At 64.3% G+C, this 21,441-nt stretch carries 19 protein-coding genes; 12 read left to right on the forward strand and 7 right to left on the reverse strand.

The genetic code is table 11. The features are described 5' to 3' along the window. The 3 genes from ACYRGX_RS12375 to ACYRGX_RS12385 all read left to right on the forward strand — a co-directional run bounded on the left by ACYRGX_RS12375 (nt 1) and on the right by ACYRGX_RS12385 (nt 2,591). The gene (locus tag ACYRGX_RS12375; RefSeq protein ID WP_473052773.1) at nt 1-825 is read left to right on the forward strand and encodes a mechanosensitive ion channel family protein; all 825 of its coding nucleotides are present in this window, start codon (nt 1-3) and stop codon (nt 823-825) included. An 80-nt stretch (nt 826-905) separates the two neighbouring features. Next, a complete protein-coding gene (gene sigX / locus ACYRGX_RS12380; protein ID WP_473052774.1) occupies nt 906-1,496 on the forward strand; it encodes an RNA polymerase sigma factor SigX in 591 nt (196 codons plus the stop codon). 114 nt (nt 1,497-1,610) lie between these two features. Then, a complete protein-coding gene (locus ACYRGX_RS12385; protein ID WP_473052775.1) occupies nt 1,611-2,591 on the forward strand; it encodes an OmpA family protein in 981 nt (326 codons plus the stop codon). A 51-nt stretch (nt 2,592-2,642) separates the two neighbouring features. Here ACYRGX_RS12385 and ACYRGX_RS12390 read toward each other — a convergent pair whose 3' ends face one another. The 4 genes from ACYRGX_RS12390 to acnB all read right to left on the reverse strand — a co-directional run bounded on the left by ACYRGX_RS12390 (nt 2,643) and on the right by acnB (nt 7,547). Continuing rightward, on the reverse strand, nt 2,643-3,077 hold the full coding sequence (locus ACYRGX_RS12390) for a thioesterase family protein (protein WP_473052776.1): 435 nt from the start codon (nt 3,075-3,077) through the stop codon (nt 2,643-2,645). Nucleotides 3,078-3,137: 60 nt separating this feature from the next. Continuing rightward, entirely contained in the window at nt 3,138-4,379 is a 1,242-nt protein-coding gene (alaC, locus tag ACYRGX_RS12395; protein ID WP_473052777.1) for an alanine transaminase, read from the reverse strand. 140 nt (nt 4,380-4,519) lie between these two features. Beyond that, nucleotides 4,520-4,729 carry a YgdI/YgdR family lipoprotein gene (locus ACYRGX_RS12400; RefSeq protein WP_473052778.1) on the reverse strand — a complete coding sequence of 70 codons (210 nt, stop codon included), beginning with the start codon at nt 4,727-4,729 and terminating at the stop codon, nt 4,520-4,522. 208 nt (nt 4,730-4,937) lie between these two features. After that, a complete protein-coding gene (gene acnB / locus ACYRGX_RS12405; protein ID WP_473052779.1) occupies nt 4,938-7,547 on the reverse strand; it encodes a bifunctional aconitate hydratase 2/2-methylisocitrate dehydratase in 2,610 nt (869 codons plus the stop codon). 405 nt (nt 7,548-7,952) lie between these two features. Between acnB and ACYRGX_RS12410 the strand changes: the two genes are divergently transcribed. Continuing rightward, nucleotides 7,953-8,408 carry a DUF1289 domain-containing protein gene (locus ACYRGX_RS12410; protein ID WP_473052780.1) on the forward strand — a complete coding sequence of 152 codons (456 nt, stop codon included), beginning with the start codon at nt 7,953-7,955 and terminating at the stop codon, nt 8,406-8,408. Nucleotide 8,409: 1 nt separating this feature from the next. Here ACYRGX_RS12410 and ACYRGX_RS12415 read toward each other — a convergent pair whose 3' ends face one another. Continuing rightward, on the reverse strand, nt 8,410-9,270 hold the full coding sequence (locus ACYRGX_RS12415) for a universal stress protein (protein ID WP_473052781.1): 861 nt from the start codon (nt 9,268-9,270) through the stop codon (nt 8,410-8,412). A gap of 309 nt (nt 9,271-9,579) precedes the next feature. Here ACYRGX_RS12415 and ACYRGX_RS12420 point away from each other — a divergent pair, with 309 nt between their 5' ends. The 4 genes from ACYRGX_RS12420 to ACYRGX_RS12435 all read left to right on the forward strand — a co-directional run bounded on the left by ACYRGX_RS12420 (nt 9,580) and on the right by ACYRGX_RS12435 (nt 15,814). Beyond that, nucleotides 9,580-10,182: a MiaE family protein gene (locus ACYRGX_RS12420; protein WP_473052782.1), complete on the forward strand. Its 603-nt coding sequence runs from the start codon at nt 9,580-9,582 to the stop codon at nt 10,180-10,182. A 417-nt stretch (nt 10,183-10,599) separates the two neighbouring features. Next, a complete protein-coding gene (locus tag ACYRGX_RS12425) occupies nt 10,600-12,831 on the forward strand; it encodes an ATP-binding protein (RefSeq protein WP_473052783.1) in 2,232 nt (743 codons plus the stop codon). An 11-nt stretch (nt 12,832-12,842) separates the two neighbouring features. Beyond that, nucleotides 12,843-13,322 (forward strand): response regulator, encoded by a 480-nt coding sequence (locus tag ACYRGX_RS12430; protein ID WP_473052784.1) that lies wholly within the window; start codon nt 12,843-12,845, stop codon nt 13,320-13,322. A gap of 62 nt (nt 13,323-13,384) precedes the next feature. Next, nucleotides 13,385-15,814 (forward strand): response regulator, encoded by a 2,430-nt coding sequence (locus ACYRGX_RS12435; RefSeq protein WP_473052785.1) that lies wholly within the window; start codon nt 13,385-13,387, stop codon nt 15,812-15,814. Here ACYRGX_RS12435 and ACYRGX_RS12440 read toward each other — a convergent pair. Continuing rightward, nucleotides 15,784-16,467: a DUF6685 family protein gene (locus tag ACYRGX_RS12440; protein ID WP_473052786.1), complete on the reverse strand. Its 684-nt coding sequence runs from the start codon at nt 16,465-16,467 to the stop codon at nt 15,784-15,786. The genes ACYRGX_RS12435 and ACYRGX_RS12440 overlap by 31 nt on opposite strands. Before the next feature lie 266 nt (nt 16,468-16,733). Between ACYRGX_RS12440 and ACYRGX_RS12445 the strand changes: the two genes are divergently transcribed. Together ACYRGX_RS12445 and ACYRGX_RS12450 are read left to right on the forward strand one after the other, a co-directional pair. Further along, a complete protein-coding gene (locus ACYRGX_RS12445) occupies nt 16,734-16,952 on the forward strand; it encodes a DUF2835 domain-containing protein (RefSeq protein WP_473052787.1) in 219 nt (72 codons plus the stop codon). 49 nt (nt 16,953-17,001) lie between these two features. Beyond that, the gene (locus ACYRGX_RS12450; protein ID WP_473052788.1) at nt 17,002-18,039 is read left to right on the forward strand and encodes a quinone-dependent dihydroorotate dehydrogenase; all 1,038 of its coding nucleotides are present in this window, start codon (nt 17,002-17,004) and stop codon (nt 18,037-18,039) included. An 89-nt stretch (nt 18,040-18,128) separates the two neighbouring features. Here ACYRGX_RS12450 and rmf read toward each other — a convergent pair whose 3' ends face one another. Continuing rightward, nucleotides 18,129-18,344, reverse strand: coding sequence for a ribosome modulation factor (gene rmf, locus ACYRGX_RS12455; protein ID WP_473052789.1), 216 nt, complete (start codon nt 18,342-18,344; stop codon nt 18,129-18,131). Nucleotides 18,345-18,701: 357 nt separating this feature from the next. Between rmf and rlmKL the strand changes: the two genes are divergently transcribed. Next, a complete protein-coding gene (gene rlmKL, locus ACYRGX_RS12460) occupies nt 18,702-20,906 on the forward strand; it encodes a bifunctional 23S rRNA (guanine(2069)-N(7))-methyltransferase RlmK/23S rRNA (guanine(2445)-N(2))-methyltransferase RlmL (RefSeq protein WP_473052790.1) in 2,205 nt (734 codons plus the stop codon). Continuing rightward, nucleotides 20,906-21,181 (forward strand): hypothetical protein, encoded by a 276-nt coding sequence (locus ACYRGX_RS12465; RefSeq protein WP_473052791.1) that lies wholly within the window; start codon nt 20,906-20,908, stop codon nt 21,179-21,181. Before rlmKL ends, ACYRGX_RS12465 begins: the two co-directional genes overlap by 1 nt. Nucleotides 21,182-21,441: the final 260 nt, after the last annotated feature.

Here is a 21,441-nt window from a genome sequence, read left to right on the forward strand (position 1 = left end):
ATGCAATTCGATCCCTGGACCCAGAGCCTGGTCAACGCCATGAGCACCATGTGGGCAGCCGTGGCCGGCTTCATCCCGCGTCTGTTCGGGGCACTGGTGGTGGTGTTGCTCGGCTTCATCGTCGCCAAGTTGCTCGATACGCTGCTCTCCAAGTTGCTCGCCAAGCTGGGCCTGGATCGCCTGATGGCCGGCACCGGCATCAACAAGCTGCTTGGCCGGGCGGGCATTCAGGTGCCGGTGTCCACGCTGATCGGCAAGATCGTCTACTGGTTCGTGCTGCTGGTGTTCCTGGTATCCGCAGCCGAGTCGCTGGGGCTGGAGCGCGTCTCGGCGACGCTCGACGTATTCGCCCTGTACTTGCCCAAGGTCTTCGGCGCAGCGCTGGTTCTGCTCGCGGGCGTGTTGCTGGCGCAGTTGGCCGGCAGCCTGGTGCGCGGTGCCGCCGAAGGGGTCGGGCTGAACTATGCCAATAGCCTCGGACGCCTGGCGCAGGGGCTGGTCATCGTCATCAGTCTGTCGGTTGCCATCGGCCAGTTGGAGGTGAAGACCGACCTGCTCAATACAGTGATTGCCATCGCGTTGACCTCGGTCGGGCTGGCGATGGCCTTGGCGCTGGGGCTCGGAAGCCGCGAAGTGGTCGGACAGATCATCGCCGGCATCTACGTGCGCGAACTCTATGAGGTGGGCCAGAGCCTGCGCGTTGGTGAACTGGAAGGGCAGATCGAGGAGATCGGCACGGTCAAGACGACGCTGCAGACGGTCGACGGGGAATGGGTTTCGATCTCCAATCGACGTCTGCTGGAGGAGCGGGTAGGCAGCCGTTGAGGCGTTAATCTGCTAATGTATGCGGCCGCCGTCGGAGCCCTCCGGCGGCTGCTCCGACCAGACTGCCGGCACCCGACGTTTTGAACCAGCCCAGATCGCCCAGCCCGCGCTACGATCCTCGCGAACTCAGCGATGAGCAACTCGTGCTGCGCGCGCATGACGAACTCTTCCACGTGACTCGTGCCTACGAAGAGTTGATGCGGCGGTATCAGCGGACGCTGTTCAACGTTTGCGCACGTTATCTCGGTAATGACCGGGATGCCGACGATGTGTGTCAAGAAGTTATGCTGAAAGTTCTATACGGCCTGAAGAACTTCGAAGGTAAGTCCAAGTTCAAGACCTGGTTGTACAGCATTACTTACAATGAGTGCATTACCCAATACCGCAAGGAACGGCGCAAGCGTCGGCTGCTCGATGCACTGAGCCTCGAGCCCCAGGAAGAGGCCTCGGAAGAGCCCGCGCCCAAGGTCGAGGAGCGCGGTGGGCTTGACCGTTGGCTGACTCACGTGAATCCCATCGACCGCGAGATTCTGGTCCTGCGCTTCGTCGCGGAACTCGAGTTTCAGGAAATCGCAGACATCATGCATATGGGGCTAAGTGCCACCAAGATGCGCTACAAGCGTGCACTTGACCGTTTGCGAGAAAATTTTTCAGGTCAGCCGGAAACTTAGTTCAGCCTACGTACTCTTATACGCTAGTCGGCTCTGGTAAAATGCGTCGCCAAGTTGGCGAGCAACATGTTTACCGCCGACTTGCATTCACAAATTAGTGATGGGGTATTACGGATGAAACTTAAGAACACCTTGGGCATTGTCATTGGTTCCCTGGTAGCTTCTGCTTCGATGGGCGCATTCGCTCAGGGCCAAGGCGCCGTCGAGGTGGAAGGTTTTGCCAAGCGGTATTTCACCGACAGCTCGCGTGACATGGAAGACGGCAAACTGTTCGGCGCATCCATCGGCTACTTCCTGACCGATGATGTCGAGCTGGCGCTTTCCCATGGCGGATACCACGACATGCGTGCCGATGACGGCACCAATGACAAGATTCACGGCCACCTGACCTCCTTTGACGCCTACTACCACTTCGGCAAGCCCGGTGTTGGTCTGCGTCCCTACGTGTCTGCCGGTGTCGCTCACCAGAGCATCAGCAACACCGCGCCGCGCAGCGGTCGCAACAACACCACCTTCGCCAACGTCGGCGCCGGTGCCAAGTACTACTTCACCGAAAATCTCTACGCTCGCGCAGGGCTTGACGGTCAGTACAGCATCGACGACAACCAGGCTGAATGGATGGCTGGCGTTGGTGTCGGTCTGAACTTCGGTGGCGGCACCCGTCACGTTGCTCAGGTCGAGCCCGCTCCGGCACCTGCACCGGCACCGGTCGCTGCTCCCGAGCCGGAGCCCGCTCCGGAGATGGTCCGTGTCGAACTGGACGTGAAGTTCGATTTCGACAAAGCTGCTGTGAAGCAGGAAAGCTACGCTGACATCCAGAATCTGGCCGATTTCATGAAGCAGTACCCGCAGACCAGCACCACGGTCGAAGGTCACACTGACTCGGTCGGTACCGATGCCTACAACCAGAAGCTCTCCGAGCGCCGCGCCAACGCGGTACGTGACGTACTGGTCAACCAGTACGGCGTGCAGAGCAGCCGTGTAGGTTCGGTGGGTTATGGCGAAAGCCGTCCGGTGGCGGACAACGCTACCGAAGCCGGTCGCGCCATCAACCGTCGCGTGGAAGCCGAAGTGGAAGCCCAGGTTCAGCCCTGATCGCTACCGCTTTAGCTAAAAAGAACCCGGCCTAGGCCGGGTTCTTTCGTTTCAGCCCGCGTTTGGAAAGCGTTCGCGGAACCACGAAGGCATCGGCGCAACGCGCGATGCCTGGTAGTCGAAGAACACGAACCCGGACTTGGCCAGGGCGATTTGCTTGCCATCGCTGGGGCGGCTGACGCGGTAGATGACATCGCCGCCATAGCGATTGAAGTCCATCACCCCGACCTCGAAGCGCAAGGCGTCGCGGGCATGGGCCTCGGCCTGGTAGACCGTGGCGAGGTCAGTGACGATGATCGCCGTACCATCCTTGCCGCTCTCCGCCTGGCCATGCTCGTGGAAGAAGCGCGCACGGGCTTCGGAAATCATCGAGATCATCGAGTCGTTGCCCAAGTGGTTCGCGCCATTGATGTCGCTGACGCGTACTGTCATGCAGGTTTCGTAGCAGAACAGGTGTTCGGCGAATTCCAGATGCAGGCGGGGCATGGATCGTCTCTGGCTGGTATGTGGGGGGAAGGGGGAGCGGCGTGGCGCTCCCCTGGCAGGTCAGGCTTGTGGCTCGGCCTGGGCGTGAGGCTTGTTCGGCTTGAGCAAGCCGTCGGCGCGAAACATGTGCTTGATGCCGCGTACGGCCTGACGAATGCGGTCCTGGTTCTCGATCAGTGCGAAGCGCACGTGGTCGTCACCGTATTCGCCGAAACCGATGCCCGGCGAGACCGATACCTTGGCGTCGGACAGCAGCTTCTTGGCGAACTCCAGCGAGCCCAGATGCGCATAGGCGGGTGGAATCTTCGCCCAGACGTACATCGAGGCCTTCGGGTTCTCGACCATCCAGCCGGCCTCATGCAGGCCCTTGACCAATACGTTGCGGCGTTGCCGATATTGCTCGGCAATATCCAGCACGCATTGCTGGTCCCCTTCGAGGGCGGCGATGGCGGCCACTTGCAGCGGGGTGAAGGTGCCGTAGTCGTGGTAGCTCTTGATCCGTGCCAAGGCGCCGACCAGTTCCTGGTTGCCGACCATGAAGCCGATACGCCAGCCGGCCATGTTGTAGCTCTTGGACAGCGTGAAGAACTCCACGGCCACGTCCTTGGCGCCGGGCACCTGCATGATCGACGGGGCTTTCCAGCCGTCGTAGACGATGTCTGCATAGGCCAGGTCATGTACCACCAGCACGCTGTACTGGCGCGCCAGGGCGACCACGCGCTCGAAGAAGTCCAATTCCACGCACTGCGCTGTGGGGTTGGAAGGGAAGCCAAGAATCATCATCTTCGGCTTCGGAATGGTTTCGCGGATGGCGCGCTCGAGCTCGGCGAAGAAGTCCATGCCCGGAACCAGGGGCACCGAACGGACCTGAGCACCGGCGATCACCGCGCCATAGATATGGATCGGGTAGCTGGGGTTGGGTACCAGCACCGTGTCGCCCTGGTCGAGGGTGGCAAGCATCAGGTGCGCCAGGCCTTCCTTGGAGCCGATGGTGACGATGGCCTCGCTCTCGGGATCGATCTCCACGTCGTAGCGGTCGGCGTACCAGCGGGAAATAGCACGGCGCAAGCGTGGGATGCCGCGGGAGGTGGAGTAGCCGTGGGTGTCTTCGCGCTGGGCGACTGTGCACAGCTTCTCGACGATGTGTGCGGGCGTGGGACCGTCGGGGTTGCCCATGCTGAAGTCGATGATGTCTTCGCCGCGACGGCGTGCGGCCATCTTCAGTTCAGCGGTGATATTGAAAACGTAGGGGGGGAGACGATCGATACGGCTGAAATGCCGCGGACGACGGGAGTCGTTCATGCTTTCCTCGGTAGACGTGAGCGCCCGGAACCGTCCGAGCGACGTTCGTCACTGCGGTGACGAGGTGCCGAAGATACGCCTGCGACAGGTCGCCTACAAGAGGCGCATCGAGCGGCATGCGCCGCTCGATGCGGGTGTGCTTAGCGCTCCATGATCTGTTTGACTTCGCTCGAGGGGATCTGCTGCTTGCGTCCTTCCTCGTCCTCGAACTGAATCAGACCGGTGTCTTCGTCCAGCTCGGGCTTGTTGCTGCTGTTGAGCAACTGGCCATCGGTGGTGGTGATGATGTAGTCGCTGGCGCAACCCGCCAGGCCGATGACGCAGAGGGCGGCAATGATCCAGTGTTTCATTGAGTGTCTCCTTGATTGACGAAATTGCCCGGGGGGCATTCCTTATCTCTGACAAGCGCAGTCACCGAAAGCTCCCGAAATTTCCGGCCCTGGCCTGCAAACAGTAGATCGGGGCTGCCATCTACGCTGAAAAAGTCTTCCGGACGACCTTTGCCGCACAAAAAAGCCGGCCCTTGCGGGGCCGGCTTCAGGTAGCGCTAGGCGTGGATCAGGCCTGTGCCACCGGGATGCGTGCGTTGGCCGCAGCGTCCTTGTACTCGGCGATCTGGTCGAAGCTCAGGTAGCGATAGATATCGCCCGCCATGCTGTCGATGTTCGCGGCGTACTGCATGTACTCCTCGACGGTCGGCAGTTTGCCGAGAATCGAGGCGACCGCGGCAAGTTCAGCCGAAGCCAGGTACACGTTGGCGCCATCACCGAGACGGTTGGGGAAGTTGCGGGTCGAGGTGGACACCACGGTGGCGTTGTTGGCAACGCGGGCCTGGTTACCCATGCACAGCGAGCAACCGGGCATCTCCATGCGCGCACCCGCGCGGCCGTAGATGCCGTAGTAGCCTTCCTCGGTCAGCTGGTGCTGGTCCATCTTGGTCGGCGGCGACAGCCACAGGCGCGTCGGAATGGTGCCCTTGACCTTGTCCAGCAGCTTGCCGGCGGCACGGAAGTGACCGATGTTGGTCATGCACGAACCGATGAATACCTCGTCGATCTTGTCGCCGGCCACTTGCGAGAGCAGGCGCGCGTCGTCCGGGTCGTTCGGTGCGCAGAGGACCGGCTGGTCGACTTCGGCCAGGTCGATCTCGATGATCTCGCTGTACTCGGCGTCGGCGTCGGCGGCCAGCAGCTCGGGCTTGGCCAGCCAGGCTTCCATCGCCTGGGCACGGCGCTCCAGGGTGCGCGGGTCACCGTAGCCTTCGCCGATCATCCAGCGCAGCAGGGTGATGTTCGACTGCAGGTATTCGGCGATCGAGTCCTGCGACAGCTTGATGGTGCAGCCGGCGGCCGAACGTTCGGCGGAGGCGTCGGAGAGCTCGAAGGCCTGCTCGACGGTGAGGCTCTCGAGACCTTCGATCTCCAGAATGCGGCCGGAGAAGATGTTCTTCTTGCCTTTCTTCTCGACGGTCAGCAGACCCTTCTGGATCGCGTAGTAGGGAATCGCGTGGACCAGATCGCGCAGGGTGATGCCGGGCTTCATCTTGCCCTTGAAGCGCACCAGCACGGATTCGGGCATGTCCAGCGGCATGACGCCGGTGGCGGCGGCGAAGGCCACCAGGCCGGAGCCGGCCGGGAAGGAAATGCCGATTGGGAAGCGGGTGTGCGAGTCACCGCCGGTGCCGACGGTGTCGGGCAGCAGCATGCGGTTCAGCCAGCTGTGGATGATGCCGTCGCCCGGACGCAGGGAGACGCCGCCACGGGTGCGGATGAAGTCCGGCAGGGTGTGGTGGGTCTTGACGTCGATGGGCTTGGGATAGGCCGCGGTGTGGCAGAAGGACTGCATCACCAGGTCGGCGGAGAAGCCGAGGCAGGCGAGGTCTTTCAGTTCGTCGCGGGTCATCGGGCCGGTGGTGTCCTGGGAGCCGACGGTGGTCATCTTCGGCTCGCAGTAGGTGCCCGGGCGTACGCCCTGACCTTCGGCCAGGCCGCAGGCGCGACCGACCATCTTCTGCGCCAGGGTGAAGCCCTTGCCGGAATCGACCGGTGCTTCGGGCTTCTTGAACAGCTCGGAGGGTGCCAAGCCCAGCTCGGCGCGGGCCTTCTCGGTCAGACCGCGGCCGATGATCAGCGGGATACGGCCGCCGGCGCGGACTTCGTCGAGCAGCACATCGGTTTTCAGTTCGAAGGTCGAAACCAGTTCGTCGCTGTCGTGCTTGCAGACCTTGCCGGCGTACGGGTAGACGTCGATCACATCGCCCATTTCCAGGCTGGATACGTCGAACTCGATCGGCAGGGCGCCAGCGTCTTCCATGGTGTTGTAGAAGATCGGGGCGATCTTCGAGCCGAAGCAGAAGCCGCCGGCACGCTTGTTCGGGACATGGGGGATGTCGTCACCGAAGAACCACAGCACCGAGTTGGTGGCGGATTTACGCGAGGAGCCGGTGCCGACCACGTCGCCGACGTAGGCGACCGGGAAGCCTTTGGCCTTGACCTCTTCGATCTGCTTGAGCGGACCGACCGAGCCGGGTTGCTCGGGCTCGATGCCGTCGCGCTTCATCTTCAGCATCGCCAGCGCGTGCAGCGGGATGTCCGGACGCGACCAGGCGTCGGGCGCCGGAGACAGGTCGTCGGTGTTGGTTTCGCCGGGGACCTTGAACACGGTCAGCGAGATCTTCTCGGCCAGCGCCGGGCGCTTGACGAACCACTCGCCGTCGGCCCACGACTGCATCACGGCCTTGGCGTGCGCATTGCCGGCCTTGGCGCGCTCGGCGACGTCATGGAAGGCGTCGAACATCAGCAGGGTGTGCTTGAGTTGCTCGGCGGCGACTTCGGCAAGCTCGGCGTTGTCGAGCATCTCGACCAGGGTGGCGATGTTGTAGCCGCCCTGCATGGTTCCCAGCAGCTCGATGGCGCGCTGCTTGCTCAGCAGCGAGGAGCTGGCTTCGCCCTTGGCAATCGCGGAGAGGAAGCCGGCCTTGACGTAGGCGGCTTCGTCGACGCCCGGCGGTACGCGGTTGGTGATCAGGTCGAGGAGGAATTCTTCTTCGCCGGCCGGCGGGTTCTTCAACAGCTCGACCAGAGCGGCGGTCTGCTCGGCGTTCAGGGGCTGGGGCACGATCCCCTGGGCTGCACGCTCTTCTACGTGTTTGCGGTAGGCTTCAAGCACAGTATTTCCCTCATCAGTGGTCCCTTCGGATTTGTCCGGGACGCTCATCCTGGATGTCCGTGAGGGCGGCACGGCGACGTCGGGTAAACGGCGCAGTCCGCCACTCCACGGACGCCCATCACAGAAGCTGTTTTCAAAGTTTTACGCCGGCGCGGGACTTGGGTCTGATGAGGGTTGGCGACGCGACCGGGATAGGTCTCGCCGCCAACGTGGTCCTGCCGGATTGACTGTGCTCGTGACGCTTTGAAAACAGCTTCGTTGCGGACATCGACGCCTTGGAAGGCGCTTGGATTCTACGCGATTGGCGACACAAAGTTAACCCGCTCGACGGCGCTCTGGCAGGGTGACCGGGGTTAGACAAAGGGCTAAGATGCCCGGCCCCGATAGTCGTGGCAGTTTTTCCCGATGGCCAACCAGCGCATCAAGACGCCCTGCGTGGGGCTCTGTTCCACCGTCTACGGTGACCTGGTGTGCCGCGGCTGCAAGCGTTTCCACCATGAGGTGGTGGACTGGAACCTCTACGACGACGAATCCAAGCGCGCCGTCTGGCGACGCCTGGAAGTCCTGCTCGACCAGGTCATGCGCAGCAAGCTGGAGGTGTTCGATGCCGGACGCCTGCGCGAGCAACTGGAAAACCGCCAGATCCGTTTCGTCATGGATCAGTCCGAGTATTGCTGGGCCTACCAGTTGATCGCCCGGGGCGCTCGCCTGATCAATCGCATAGAAGCCTACGGCGTGGTGCTGCTGCCGGAGTTCCGCGAGTGGCCGTTGCCGCAATTGCGCGACGCCATCGACCGGGAGTTCTTCCTGCTCTCCGAGGCTCACTACGAGCGCTACGTGGCGCCGCGCGATGGCGGTTGACTCAGTGCTCCGCCAGTAGCCGCTCGAGTTGCTGCATGGCGTCCGCGGGTTTGATCACCAGTACGTCGCCGTCCAGCCGCTCCAGTACCGACTCGGCGGTATTGCCGATCAGCGTTGCTGCCAGGCCGGTACGTGCAACCGTTCCGAGTACCGTCACCACTGCATCGAGTTGCTCTGCCAGTAGCGGGATGTTGACGTCCGCCGGACCTTGCAGGATGTGCATCTGCGCATCCGCCAGGCCTTGCTCGCGCTGCAGTCGTGCGCAACCTTCTCTGTAGCGCTGGGCGATGCTTGCCTCCAGTTGGAAGCCGGGATCGGCAGCGCAAAGCATGGGCGAGGGATAGCTGCTGATCAGATGCAGTTCGCCTTCGGCAAGACGGGCGATCTCGGCCGCGTGCGCGAGGATGCTGCCGTGCAACTGACGGTGCTCGCCATCGGCATTGCCCGCATCCACCGCCGCCAGCACCTTGCCGCCACTCCAGGGGCGCGCGTGCTTGGTCAGCAGTACGGGAACCGGCGCATGGCGCAGCAGTTTCCAATCGTCCGGAGTCAGCAGGAGGCGGCGTAGCAGGCTGTCGGGGTTGTGGTGCTTGACGATCAGTTGGCTGCCCTGGGCTTGCAGGACATCCAGAATGCGCTGCGTCAGCGGCTCGCCCGCGACGAACTCGCTGGTGACCTCCAGGCCGTCCTGGCACAAGGCTTCGGTGATGCCGCGCAGCGCGGGCTCGGCGGGCGGCTCGGCGAATTGCAGCAGGTGCAAACGGGCGCCGCAGCGACGGGCGATCAGCCTGGCTCGCTCCAGGGCAGGGTCCTGCTCGGCGTTGGAATGGATGACCACGAGAATCCGGCGAAGCGCTTGCATGGCGTTGCCTCCTGTATCGCTGGTACTTCGACGATAGCGCCTGGCACCGCGCGCTGGCTGACCTGCATCAATGTCGCGAGGCTGGCCTGCAAGGGCGTGATTCGTATAATGCGCGCCCTCTACAAGACTGTGCATCCCGGCCTTCGCCGGGTTCCGGCAGGTCCGTTCGGAGTCGTTGATGGACGCGTTGCTCGAATTCCCTCTCTGCGCCATGCCTCTGGCGTGCTGCGAAGTCACCCTGTCGTCATGGGCCGACAGCGTGTCCTGCCTGCGGCTGGCAGGCCGCGCGGCAACCGCGGAGGTTGGCCCGTGAACCTGCTGGAGATCCACGACTTTCTCGGTTGCCGCACCCCGCAGGCCTGGGTCGACGCGGCCCTGCGCGACCAGGAAACCCTGCTGATCGATCACAAGAACAACGAGTTCAAGGCCGCTTCGACGGCCATGGCATTGATCGCCAAGTACAACAGCCACCTGGATCTGGTCAATTTCATGTCCCGACTGGCTCGGGAAGAACTCGTCCACCATGAGCAGGTGCTGCGGATCATGAAGAAGCGGCGCATCGCCCTGCGCCCGGTTTCCGCCGCTCGCTACGCTTCGGGCTTGCGCAAGGTCGTGCGCAACCACGAACCGGCCAAGCTGGTGGATACGCTGGTGGTGGGGGCTTTCATCGAAGCGCGCTCCTGCGAGCGTTTCGAGTCGTTGGTGCCGCACTTGGACGAGGAGTTGGGCACGTTCTACTTCGGTTTGCTGAAAAGCGAATCCCGTCATTATCAGGGCTATCTCAAGCTCGCCTATGGCTACGGCGATGCCGACGACGTCGACGCCACCATCGAGCGGGTCCGCGCCGTGGAGCGCGAGCTGATCGAGTCGGTGGATGAGGAGTTTCGCTTCCACAGCGGCATTCCGGGTTAATCCCGCGCCAGCACTTCCAGCACCGCCGTGTGGAAGCGCTCCGGCGCCTGTACCTGAGGGCGGGCCATCTGCAGGACAGGGCCTGGGAGCGAACGTCATGGCTTTGCACGGGCAGGGTATTCGAAGCCTTCCAGGCGCACGCTGTATTCAGCCGCCTGGGCGCCCATGCCGAGGGAGAGCAGGGGCGGGCAGTCAGTTCCTGACGTTCCTGGAAAGGATTCCTGACCGGTGGTAGAGGCTCCCGAGTGAACCGCGGGCCAGTGGTTTGCCTCCAAAGCTCATCAATTTGTGACGAGTCGTAGACGAGTATTTGGACACGAGCAAAACGGGCAGGCTCTAGCCTGTGCTCGGCGCCTGAGCTAAGGTTCCGCGTTCGTCAGTTGCTGCGCGGCCCTCGCCCGTGGCCAGGAGGTTTTGGTGAGTCGCGATATTTCCCCGGCATTGGCTGGAGCCATCGACAACTGCGCGCGTGAGCCCATTCGCACGCCGGGCAGTGTGCAGCCGCATGGTTTCCTGTTGGTGCTCGACGCGGAGGGGGTGGTGAGCCTGGCGAGCGAGAACGCCTGCCAGTGGCTCGGTTGCGATGCGCCGCCGTTGGGCGCGACGCTTGACAGCTTGCTATCGGGGCGTGCCCTGAGTGCGGCCCTGGCTACCCTGGTCGATGGCGAAGACCCGACCTATTTCGGCGAGACCTGCCTGCTGGGCAGCGGCGAGCAGACGTTCGACGTGCTCGCCCATCGCCGAGGTGGCCGTCTGTTCGTCGAATTCGAACCCGCGCAACTCGATTCCGGTGGCAGTTACGCGGTGTACCCGCTGGTCCGGACCTTCGTTGCGCAACTGCAGCAGGCGGGTTCGACGACGCGGCTATGCCAGTTGGCGGTCGATGAGCTCAAGCGCATCAGCGGCTTCGGTCGGGTGATGGCGTACTGTTTCGATAGCCAGGGTAATGGCACCGTGCTCGCGGAAAGTCGCGATGAAGGCTATCCCAGCTACCTCGGACAGTGCTTCCCGGGCTCGGACATTCCGCCTCAGGCGCGCGAGCTCTACAGCAGCAACCGGATTCGCCTGATCGCCGACGCGAATTACCAGCCTTCGCCGATCCTCGGCATGCAGGGGGCCGTCGCCGATCTGGACCTGTCGTTCTGCTCGCTGCGCAGCGTTTCGCCCGTCCACCTGCAATACATGCGCAACATGGGCACCCTGGCGTCCTTGTCCTTGTCGATCATGGTCGATGGACGGCTCTGGGGCCTGGTTTCCTGTCATCACGCTTCGCCGCGGCGGCTGTCGATCTCCCAGCGACTGTCCTGCGACATGCTGGGCCGCATGCTGTCGCTGCAGATCGAGTCGCGCGAGGCGCATGGCGAGACCGAGCGGCTGCTGGGCCTGCGCCGGCAGATCGTCCAGATGCTCTCGGCAATGGCCGATCGCGACAGCGTCAGCGACGGCCTCATGGCCATGCCCGAGGTCTTCCTCTCCTTCGCTCGCGCCGGCGGTGCGGCGATCGTGACGGCTCAGCGCTGCGAGCTGCTGGGTGATACGCCCTCGCGTTCCCAGGTGATGGCGCTGGTCGCCTGGCTGGAAATGCAGCGCGGGCGCGAGTTGTTCCACACCGACAACATGGGGCGCGATGCACCTGAGGTGCGCCTCGGCCAGCGGCACGCCGGCGTGTTGGCGGTGGCTATCTCGGAGCTGCATTCGCATTACCTGATCTGGTTCCGTCCCGAGCGTGTGCACACCATCGAGTGGGCCGGCGAGCCGAACAAGCGGGTCGATGAGCAGGGCGTGCTTTCGCCACGCAACAGCTTCGCCGTGTGGCGCGAGACGGTCAGCGGCTTCTCGTTGCCCTGGGATCGTCTGGAGCTTGAGAGCGCCCTGGAGCTGCGGGGGGCCGTGCTCGGCATCGTGCTGCGCAAGGCCGAGGAGATGGCCCAACTGACCGACCAACTGACGAAGTCCAACAAGGAACTCGAAGCTTTCTCCTACAGCGTCTCCCACGACCTGCGTGCGCCCTTGCGGCACATCGCCGGATACGCAGAGCTGCTGGGCGAATACGAGAACGAGCGCCTTTCCGAGCGCGGCCAGCGCTTCCTCGAACATATTGGCGAGTCCGCGCGCTTCGCCGGCGTGCTGGTGGACAACCTACTGAGTTTTTCCCAGATGGGGCGCGCTGCGCTGCGCCTTTCGGAGGTCAATCTGCATGCTTTGGTTGAATCCATCCAGCGCGAGATGGCCCCCGATCTCGTCGGACGCGACCTGCAATGGCACATCGGTGAGCTGCCGATGGTCTATGCCGATGCCGCTTTCCTGCACCTGGCGCTGCGTAACCTGCTATCGAATGCGGTGAAATACAGCCGCGGCAGCGCACCAGCGCTCATCGAAGTCTTCGCCGAGGTGACAGAGCATGAGACGATCGTGCACATTCGTGACAACGGCGTAGGTTTCGACATGCAGTACGTGCCCAAACTCTTCGGTGTCTTCCAGCGCCTGCATCGGATGGAGGAATTCGAGGGCACCGGCATTGGCCTGGCCAGCGTCCGGCGTATCATAGAACGTCACGATGGACGTGTCTGGGCCGAGGGGAAACCCGGCCAGGGTGCTACCTTCTCATTTGCTCTGCCGCGCAAAAGCGCGCCGACCCACGAATCCTGACGGACCCACGAATGCTCAAACCTATCCTGCTGGTCGAGGACAACCCCCGCGACCTGGAACTGACCCTGGTGGCGCTAGAGCGCAGCCGGCTGGCCAACGACGTGGTGGTGCTCAGGGACGGTGCCGAGGCGCTCGATTATCTGCGTCGCGAAGGAGCCTATGGTGACCGTGGCGAGGGTAATCCGGCAGTGCTGCTGCTCGACCTGAAGTTGCCGAAGGTCGATGGCCTCGAGGTACTGGCGGCGGTTCGCAGCTCGCCGGAGCTACGTGCCGTACCGGTGGTCATGTTGACTTCCTCGAAGGAAGAGCCGGACCTGATGCGTGCCTACGAGTTGGGAGTGAACGCATACGTGGTCAAGCCGGTCGAATTTCGCGACTTCGTTTCGGCTATCTCGGAATTGGGGATCTTCTGGGCCGTGCTCAATGAGCCGCCGCCAGGTTCGACGCGTCTGCAGCGCAAGCTGGGTTCGCGCGCGCCTGGCGATGGCTGAGTCGGTCCGGTATTCCGCCGGGAGCGCCGGGCGTTGCTTCGATTCCCGATCCGCGAAATGAAATGGAAGCCTTTGCCCTGAAACTGCTGCTCATCGAGGACAGCCCACTCGACGTCGAGTTGGCGTTGCTGCATCTGGAGCGCGCCGGCTTCGCCGTAGAAGCCAGCGTGGTGGGGGACCATCGGGGTGCGGAGAGACTGCTGCGCGAGCAATCCTTCGATCTGATCCTGTCGGACTTCGTACTGCCCGGCTCTTCCGGCTCCGAGGCGCTACAGGTCGCCCGCATCCTCGCGCCCGACGTGCCATTCATCTTCTTCTCCGGTGTCTTCGGCGAGGAGCACGCGGTGGAGATGATGCGCCTGGGCGCCGTCGACTACGTGCTCAAGCGCAACATCGAATTCCTTCCCAAGGCCGTGCGCCGCGCGATGGATGAGGTCCACGAACGCCGCGAGAGACAGCGTGCGGAGCGTGCGTTGCAGGAAGTCGAGGTACGCGCGCGCCTGGCGATCGACGCGGCGCGCATGGGCATGTGGGACTATCGTCCGGACACCGGGCAACTGATCTGCGACGCGCGCTGCCGGCAACTGTTCGATTTCGATGAAGACGAGGTGGCCCTCCCGGGCGTGGAGCGTATCGCTCAACGGCTGCCGATGGAGGATCGCGAGCGGCTCAAGGCCCAGATTGCCTCCGTGCTGACGCATGATCAGGGCGAGGAGTTCGTCGCCGAGTTTCGCGTGAACCTGGCCTCTGGCAGTGAGCGCTGGATTTCCACCCGCGGACGGGCCTTCTTCAGTGATGGGCGTTGCGTGCGCTGCACGGGCGTCTTGCTCGACATCACCGAGCAGAAACTCGCCAACCAGGCGCTGCAGCAGCTCAACGAAATGCTTGGCGAGCGCGTCGAGAAGCGTACCCGTGAGCGTGACCGTACCTGGGACCTGTCCCGCGAGATGCTCGCGGTGATGCGTTTCGACAGCACCCCCATCGCCGTCAACCCCGCCTGGGAAGAGACCCTTGGCTGGAGCCGCGAGACGCTGCTGGCACAACCGCTATGGGGGCTGGTCCATCCCGATGACCGCGAGGCGACCCATCGCGAGGGGCGCAGCATTTCCCGCGGCAACGTTTCGAAGCGCTTCGTCAATCGCATGCGGCATGCCGACGGGGATTACCACTGGTTGTCCTGGACCGTGGTGCCGGAGAACGGCCTGATGTACGCGGCCGTGCGTGACATCACCGGCGAGCGCGAGGCCCTCGACGAACTGGCCACCACCAACCGCCAGTTGCGCGAGCAGATCGCCGAGCGCGAGCGTATGGAGCAGACCCTGCAGCAGATGCAGCGCCTGGAAGCGGTCGGGCAGTTGACGGCCGGGGTGGCCCATGATTTCAACAATCTGCTTACGGTGATCATCACCAGCGCCGGTTTTCTGCAGCGCGAATTGGCCGGGGTGAGTTTGCCGGCGAAGAGCCTGTCGCGTTTGCAGAGCATTCGCGAGTCCGGTGAGCGTGGCGCCAAGCTCACCGCTCAGTTGCTGTCCTTCTCCCGTCGCCAGCGTTTGGCGCCCGAAGCGCTGGACCTCAACGTAACGCTGGCTGGCATGCTCGAACTGCTGCGGAGCACCCTGGGCGGCAGCATGCGCATCGAGACGCGGACCCGTGACGACCTCTGGCGCGCGATGGTCGATCCCACACAGATCGAGCTGATCATTCTCAACCTGGCGATCAACGCCCGCGATGCCATGGGCGTCGGCGGCACCCTGTGCCTGAGTACCGCCAACGAGGTGATCGACCGCCCGGCGCAGCGGCCCGGCGACCCGGAGCCGGGCGAGTACGTGGTGCTGTCGGTGAGCGACAACGGCTCCGGCATGAGCGACGAGGTGCTGGCGAAAGCCTTCGAGCCCTTCTTCACCACCAAGGAAATCGGCAAGGGCTCGGGGCTGGGGCTGGCCCAGGTCTTCGGCTTCGCCAAACAGTCCGGGGGCGGTGCGCACATCCTGACTGATCTGGGGCAGGGGACCACGGTCAAGGTATACCTGCCGCGGGTCGTCCAGGCGCCCCTCTCACAAGCCGCTGGCGAGTTGCCCAGTATGGTCTATGCCGGGAAGTCGGGTCCGGCGCCGCTGATTCTGCTGGTGGATGACGACGCGGGCGTGCGTGAAGTGACGGCGGGCATGCTCGAAGAACTCGGCTACCGGGTGCGTGAGGCCAGCAGTGGCCAGCAGGCGCTGGAAAGTCTCGATGAAAGCATCGATCTTCTACTGGCCGATTTCGCCATGCCCGGAATGAATGGGGCCGAGTTGGCGCGCCGCGCCTGCCAGCGTTTCCCGCAACTGCCCGTGTTGTTCATCACCGGTTACGCCGAACTCGGCGGCCTGCAGGTGGGGGAATCGCACATCGTGCAGAAGCCTTTCAGCGACGAGGAGCTGGCGCACAAGGTCGCCCTGGCGTTGCAGGGGGCGGCGGGCCCTCAGGGTCTTTGCGAAAGCGCGGCGAGGTGAGCCATCAGGTCCGCCGCGCCACCGGCCTGTAGTTCCTGCGCGAGCGTCCGTGCCGTCGTGCTTTGCTGCGCGAGCAGCAACAGCGTCCAGTCCTGCCCCTCCAGCGTGAGGCTCGCATAGTCGTTGCCCAGCGCGAGCAGTCGCCGTGCCAGCGCGGGTTGTCGCATTGCCTCACGGGGGAGCGCCAGCGCGCGGAAGGCGTGTGCCAGTTCGGCCAGGGCGAGAGGAACCAGTCGATAGCGCTGCAGGCGCGCCTGCAGTGGAATGCTGAGGCCGCGACGGCGTGCGTAGACCACCAGCGATGCGGCAGCCTGGACGTCATGGGCGGCCCAATAACGCTGGCCGGGACGCCAATCGGCCTGGCGCAGGTCGGTGCGAGTGTCCTCGGAGCGAGGCGGTAGCGCACGCCCCAGCGCGCAGAGAAAGTCGCGGTAGCCGATCAGTCGCTGCGCTCGGCAGGCTGGACTGTCGGCGTACTGCTGCAGGTTGTCGTGGCTCTCCGAGTCGCCGGGCTTGCCGCACAGTCCATCGACACGGCGCAGGTCCAGTCGCTCGTCGCTACGGGTGCATTCCACCAGGGCGCGCAGCAGGCTCAGTGCCTGGGACTTGGTGCGGGGGCAGGGGCCCGCGAGGGTATTCACGGGTAGCGACACCAAGGCTTCCAGGGGGAGTCCGTCTTCCCACCACAGGCTCGCGCGGTGTGACAGCAGCTCGCCCGGGGCCGCTACGAACGGGGCTGGATGGTCATCGGAGCCCTGGCGAGGGAATTTGCGCCGGATTGCCATGTTGCGGACCGCACGTTGAGTAAGGGAAAGTCGCGAATGGTCGCACCGAATGCTTTTTAGTATCGTGCGTTGACGCGCAGCATGGCATTGACCTGCCTCAGAACTCGGCGCGTGAACCTGCCGGTGGAGAAAGCATGCCCCTGATCATCGATATCGCCCTGCCGGCGTCGCGCCTGGAAGCGGTCTATCGTGGACAGGCCAACCGCGTGATGCTGCGCGCTCGCGATGGCCGCCGGGTCAGTTTGCCGGCTTATCACTTGCGGCCGTTCATCGATCATCGTGGGGTGTATGGCTGTTTCGAACTGGAATGCTCGCCCGCTGGCGAGTTGCTGGCGTTGCGTCGCCTCGCCTGAGGCGCACGGGTATAATCGCCGGTTCATTCCTCGCCGAAGCGCTCGCCCAATGTACGAACAGGCCCGCCAACTGCTTTTCAGACTTTCTCCGGAAACCGCCCACGAGCTGACCCTGGACCTGCTCGGTGCCGCCGGGCGGCTGGGGCTGACGCGCCTGTGCAAGGCGCCGGCGCGGTTGCCGGTGAAGGTCATGGGCCTGGCGTTCGACAACCCGGTCGGGCTGGCAGCGGGCCTGGACAAGAATGGTGATGCCATCGACGGTCTGGCCGCCCTGGGTTTCGGTTTTCTCGAAATCGGCACCGTCACCCCACGGCCTCAACCGGGCAATCCCAAGCCGCGTCTGTTCCGCTTGCCCGATGGCGAGGCGATCATCAACCGCATGGGCTTCAACAACCAGGGCGTCGAGCACTTGGTCGAGCGCGTGCGCGCTGCGCGTTACCGGGGCGTGCTGGGGATCAATATCGGCAAGAACTTCGACACCCCGGTGGAGCGCGCGGTGGATGACTACCTGATCGGCCTGGAGCGCGTCTATGCGTTAGCCAGTTACGTGACGGTCAACCTCAGCTCGCCGAATACGCCCGGGCTGCGTAGTCTGCAGTTCGGCGACGCGCTGCGCGAATTGCTCGCAGCCCTGGCACGGCGTCGCGAGCAACTGGCTATCGAGCACGGCCGGCAGGTACCGATCGCGGTGAAGATCGCCCCGGACATGACCGACGAAGAGATTGCCCAGGTCGCCGGTGTTCTGCGCGATTCAGGCATGGATGCGGTAATCGCGACCAACACCACGCTGTCGCGCGAGGCGGTCGAAGGGCTGCAGTATGCCGACGAGGCGGGCGGGCTGTCCGGCGCGCCTCTGCGCGAACGGGCCACCGAAGTGGTGCGGGTACTGGCGGGGGAGCTGTCCGGTAGTCTGCCGATCATCGCGGTGGGGGGCATCACCCGTGGCGCCCACGCGGCCGAGAAGATCGCCGCAGGTGCGAGCCTGGTTCAGGTCTACAGTGGATTCATCTATCGTGGCCCGAGGCTGATCCGCGAGTCGGTGGATGCGATCGCGGCGCTGGGGGTGGCTGCCAAGCCGCAGGCCTGAGGTGTAGGGGCTCCCTCGGGAGCCCCTGGGCCGTTGGCCCGCCGCCCGGATGAGGCGGCTTGGAATAAGGAGTCGTGATCCGGGCGTTGTCAGCCGGCCGCGCGCAACTCGTTCAGGCGATGGATACCGGCGGTACCGGTATAGCCATCCCAATGGTCACCGCGACCTTCGCGCCAACCATTGATCCAGGCCTGCCGGGTGGACGCCTGGGTAAAAGGACAGAGGTCACGGGATTTGCCATGAATGCCGTGCTGGTAACCGCGCATGAATGCTCGTTCCACCGGATCACGCTTGAGTCTCTTCATAGGGTGTTGCCCTCAGTTATTGACTGTAATTCCCGATGGCCCTTGGGCCTGGCAGAAGGTCTGCCTTCGAAACACCGCTGCCGGCGTGGCGATGTCTCTGCCGATGGACATTGCGTCCCCGGTGAAGTTTTTCTAACCAATGTAAGAGGCGAGTGGAACGATCTTTTTGTCATAAGCAGGTAACGAAGACTCGTTCTCAACGGATAAGTAGCGATGCAGGGCGCTCTAAGGGCGCGGATGGCCCCGGGCCAGTTGGCGATGGCCGACGGACGGTGAGTCTGGCGCTGGGCAAAGCAGCGGCGCTGTGTCACATCATGCAATTCATTTTTCGCGGCGCTGCCGCCGCCAGGTAACCCGATGTCCGAATTACACGAGCTGGTCCTCACCTGTCCCAAGAGCCTCGAGTCGCTATTGCTCGACGAAGCGAGCGTGCTCGGCCTGCAGGAGGGGCGTGCGCAGGTCGCGGTGGTACGCGGCCAGGCCGACCTGGAAAGCGCTTATCGCCTGTGCCTCTGGTCGCGTCTGGCGAACCGCGTCCTGCTGGTCCTTGCGCGCTTTCCGGTGAGTGGAGCGCAGAGCCTCTACGACGGCGTGCATAGCGTCGACTGGAGCGAACATCTGGACGCCGGCGGCAGCCTCGCGGTGGAGTTCAGCGGCCAGGGTAGCGGCATCGACAACACCCACTTCGGCGCCCTGAAGGTCAAGGACGCGGTGGTCGACCAGTTGCGCGAGCGCTTCGGCAAGCGGCCCTCGGTGGACCGGGAGAACCCTGACGTGCGCATCCATCTGCGCCTGGAGCGCGGTGAGGCCACCGTGTCTCTGGATCTCTCCGGCCACAGCCTGCACCAGCGGGGCTATCGTCTGCAGCAGGGCGCGGCGCCGCTCAAGGAGAACCTCGCCGCGGCGATCCTGATTCGCGCCGGCTGGCCGCAGTTGGCCAAGCAGGGCCATGCGCTGGCCGACCCGATGTGCGGCGTCGGCACCTTCCTGGTCGAGGCCGGGATGATTGCCGCCGACATCGCTCCCAACCTAAAGCGCCAGCGCTGGGGCTTTTCCGCCTGGCTGGGGCACGTTCCGGCACTCTGGCAGCGCCTGCACCAGGAGGCCGAGCAGCGGGCCCGCGAAGGACTGGCGCAGACGCCGCTGTGGATTCGCGGTTACGAGGCCGACCCGCGACTGATCCAGCCGGCACGCAACAACATCGAGCGCGCCGGCCTGGACGGCTGGATACGTGTCTACCAGGGCGAACTGGCGACCTTCGAGCCGCATCCGGACCAGGAGCAGCCGGGACTGTTGGTGTGCAACCCGCCCTACGGCGAGCGCCTGGGCGACGAGGCGAGCCTGCTCTACCTCTACCAGCACCTGGGCGAGCGCCTGCGCCAGGCCTGTGTCGGCTGGCAGGCGGCGGTGTTCACCGGCGCGCCGGAGCTGGGCAAGCGCATGGGCCTGCGCAGCCATAAGCAATACGCGCTGTTCAACGGCGCGCTGCCATGCAAGCTGCTGCTGTTCCGCGTCGAACCGGAGCAGTTCGTCACCGCCCGTGCCGAGACGCCGAGCAATGCGCGGATGATCGGCGGCAAGCTGGTGGAGCGTCCGCCGGCGATACGCAGCGAACCGCCGCGCCTGTCCGAAGGCGGGCAGATGTTCGCCAACCGGTTGCAGAAGAACCTCAAGGCGCTGGGCAAGTGGGCGCGCAAGGAGAACGTGCAGTGTTATCGACTGTACGATGCCGACATGCCCGAATACGCACTGGCGGTGGACCTCTACGGCGATTGGGTGCACGTGCAGGAATACGCCGCCCCGCGCTCCATCGATCCGGAGAAGGCCCAGGCGCGCCTGCTCGACGCCCTCGCGGCGATTCCCCAGGCGCTGGAGATTCCCGCCGAGCGGGTGGTGGTCAAGCGCCGCGAACGTCAGGCCGGCAAGCGCCAGTACGAGCGTCAGGGCGACGCCGGGCGCTTCATGGAAGTGCGCGAAGGCGATGTGCGCCTGCTGGTCAACCTCACCGACTACCTGGACACCGGGCTGTTCCTCGACCACCGGCCGATGCGCCTGCGCATTGCCCGCGAAGCCGCCGGCAAGCGCTTTCTCAACCTGTTCTGCTACACCGCCACGGTCACCGTGCATGCGGCCAAGGGCGGTGCCCGCAGCACCACCAGCGTCGACCTGTCGAAGACCTATCTGGATTGGGGGCGGCGCAACCTGGCGCTCAACGGCTTCTCCGACAAGCACCGCCTGGAGCAGGGCGACGTGATGGCCTGGCTGGAAGCCGACCGAGGCGAGTACGAGCTGATCTTCATCGACCCGCCGACCTTCTCCAACTCCAAGCGCATGGAGGGCGTGTTCGACGTGCAGCGCGACCAGGTCCGCCTGATCGACCTGGCCATGGCGCGCCTGGCCAAGGGCGGAGTGCTGTACTTCTCCAACAACTTCCGGCGCTTCGAGCTGGATGCGGACCTGAGCGCGCGCTACGCCATCGAGGACATCAGCGCGCAGACGCTGGACCCGGACTTCGCACGTAATCCGAAGATCCACCGCTGCTGGCGCATCACGGCGCGCTGATGTTCGAGGTGTGCCGCGGGGTGTTGCTGGGCGACCCGCCGGTGGTGGCGCGCCTGCGTGCGGCGGGTTTCGCCTGCGAGGCCGGCAACTGGGCCTTTCGCTTGCCCGCGCTGCATGCCTGGCTGGCGCCTCCGGAGAACTACCGTGACTGGCGCCGCGCGCTCTACGCCGGGGACCTCAACGCCCGGCTGCGGGAGCTGGGCGGTGAGGTGGTCATCGCCGAAGCGGCTGCGCGAGTCGACGAGACCCTTTACATGTTGAGGCGGATCGCCTAGGGCCTGTTCCCGTTTCATTCGCGAACCGCGTTGTCGCCAGAAATGGCCTGCGGTTAGGCGCAGGACGCAGCCAATGGCCACTCCCTTGGCAAGTCCTGCAACGACAGCGCAGGTCATTTCTGGCACAACCCTACCGGCCGGCACCTGTTTTGGCGCGATACGGCGTTACTCGTCTTGGACTTACCCCGGTAAGCCCTGCGACTTGCGCCTTGTCTCGCGCCAAAACAGGTGCCGGCGCGGCCGTGAATGAAACGGGAACA

Source organism: Pseudomonas sp. R4-15 (assembly GCF_055768815.1).

Coding starts and splice junctions, on each gene's coding strand:
- ACYRGX_RS12400 (WP_473052778.1), bottom strand. CDS start 4,729: ATGAAACACTGGATCATTGCCGCCCTCTGCGTCATCGGCCTGGCGGGT.
- ACYRGX_RS12375 (WP_473052773.1), top strand. CDS start 1: ATGCAATTCGATCCCTGGACCCAGAGCCTGGTCAACGCCATGAGCACC.
- ACYRGX_RS12445 (WP_473052787.1), top strand. CDS start 16,734: ATGCCCCTGATCATCGATATCGCCCTGCCGGCGTCGCGCCTGGAAGCG.
- alaC (WP_473052777.1), bottom strand. CDS start 4,379: ATGAACGACTCCCGTCGTCCGCGGCATTTCAGCCGTATCGATCGTCTC.
- rlmKL (WP_473052790.1), top strand. CDS start 18,702: ATGTCCGAATTACACGAGCTGGTCCTCACCTGTCCCAAGAGCCTCGAG.
- ACYRGX_RS12465 (WP_473052791.1), top strand. CDS start 20,906: ATGTTCGAGGTGTGCCGCGGGGTGTTGCTGGGCGACCCGCCGGTGGTG.
- ACYRGX_RS12430 (WP_473052784.1), top strand. CDS start 12,843: ATGCTCAAACCTATCCTGCTGGTCGAGGACAACCCCCGCGACCTGGAA.
- ACYRGX_RS12435 (WP_473052785.1), top strand. CDS start 13,385: ATGGAAGCCTTTGCCCTGAAACTGCTGCTCATCGAGGACAGCCCACTC.
- ACYRGX_RS12410 (WP_473052780.1), top strand. CDS start 7,953: ATGGCCAACCAGCGCATCAAGACGCCCTGCGTGGGGCTCTGTTCCACC.
- ACYRGX_RS12415 (WP_473052781.1), bottom strand. CDS start 9,270: ATGCAAGCGCTTCGCCGGATTCTCGTGGTCATCCATTCCAACGCCGAG.
- ACYRGX_RS12450 (WP_473052788.1), top strand. CDS start 17,002: ATGTACGAACAGGCCCGCCAACTGCTTTTCAGACTTTCTCCGGAAACC.
- rmf (WP_473052789.1), bottom strand. CDS start 18,344: ATGAAGAGACTCAAGCGTGATCCGGTGGAACGAGCATTCATGCGCGGT.
- ACYRGX_RS12390 (WP_473052776.1), bottom strand. CDS start 3,077: ATGCCCCGCCTGCATCTGGAATTCGCCGAACACCTGTTCTGCTACGAA.
- ACYRGX_RS12385 (WP_473052775.1), top strand. CDS start 1,611: ATGAAACTTAAGAACACCTTGGGCATTGTCATTGGTTCCCTGGTAGCT.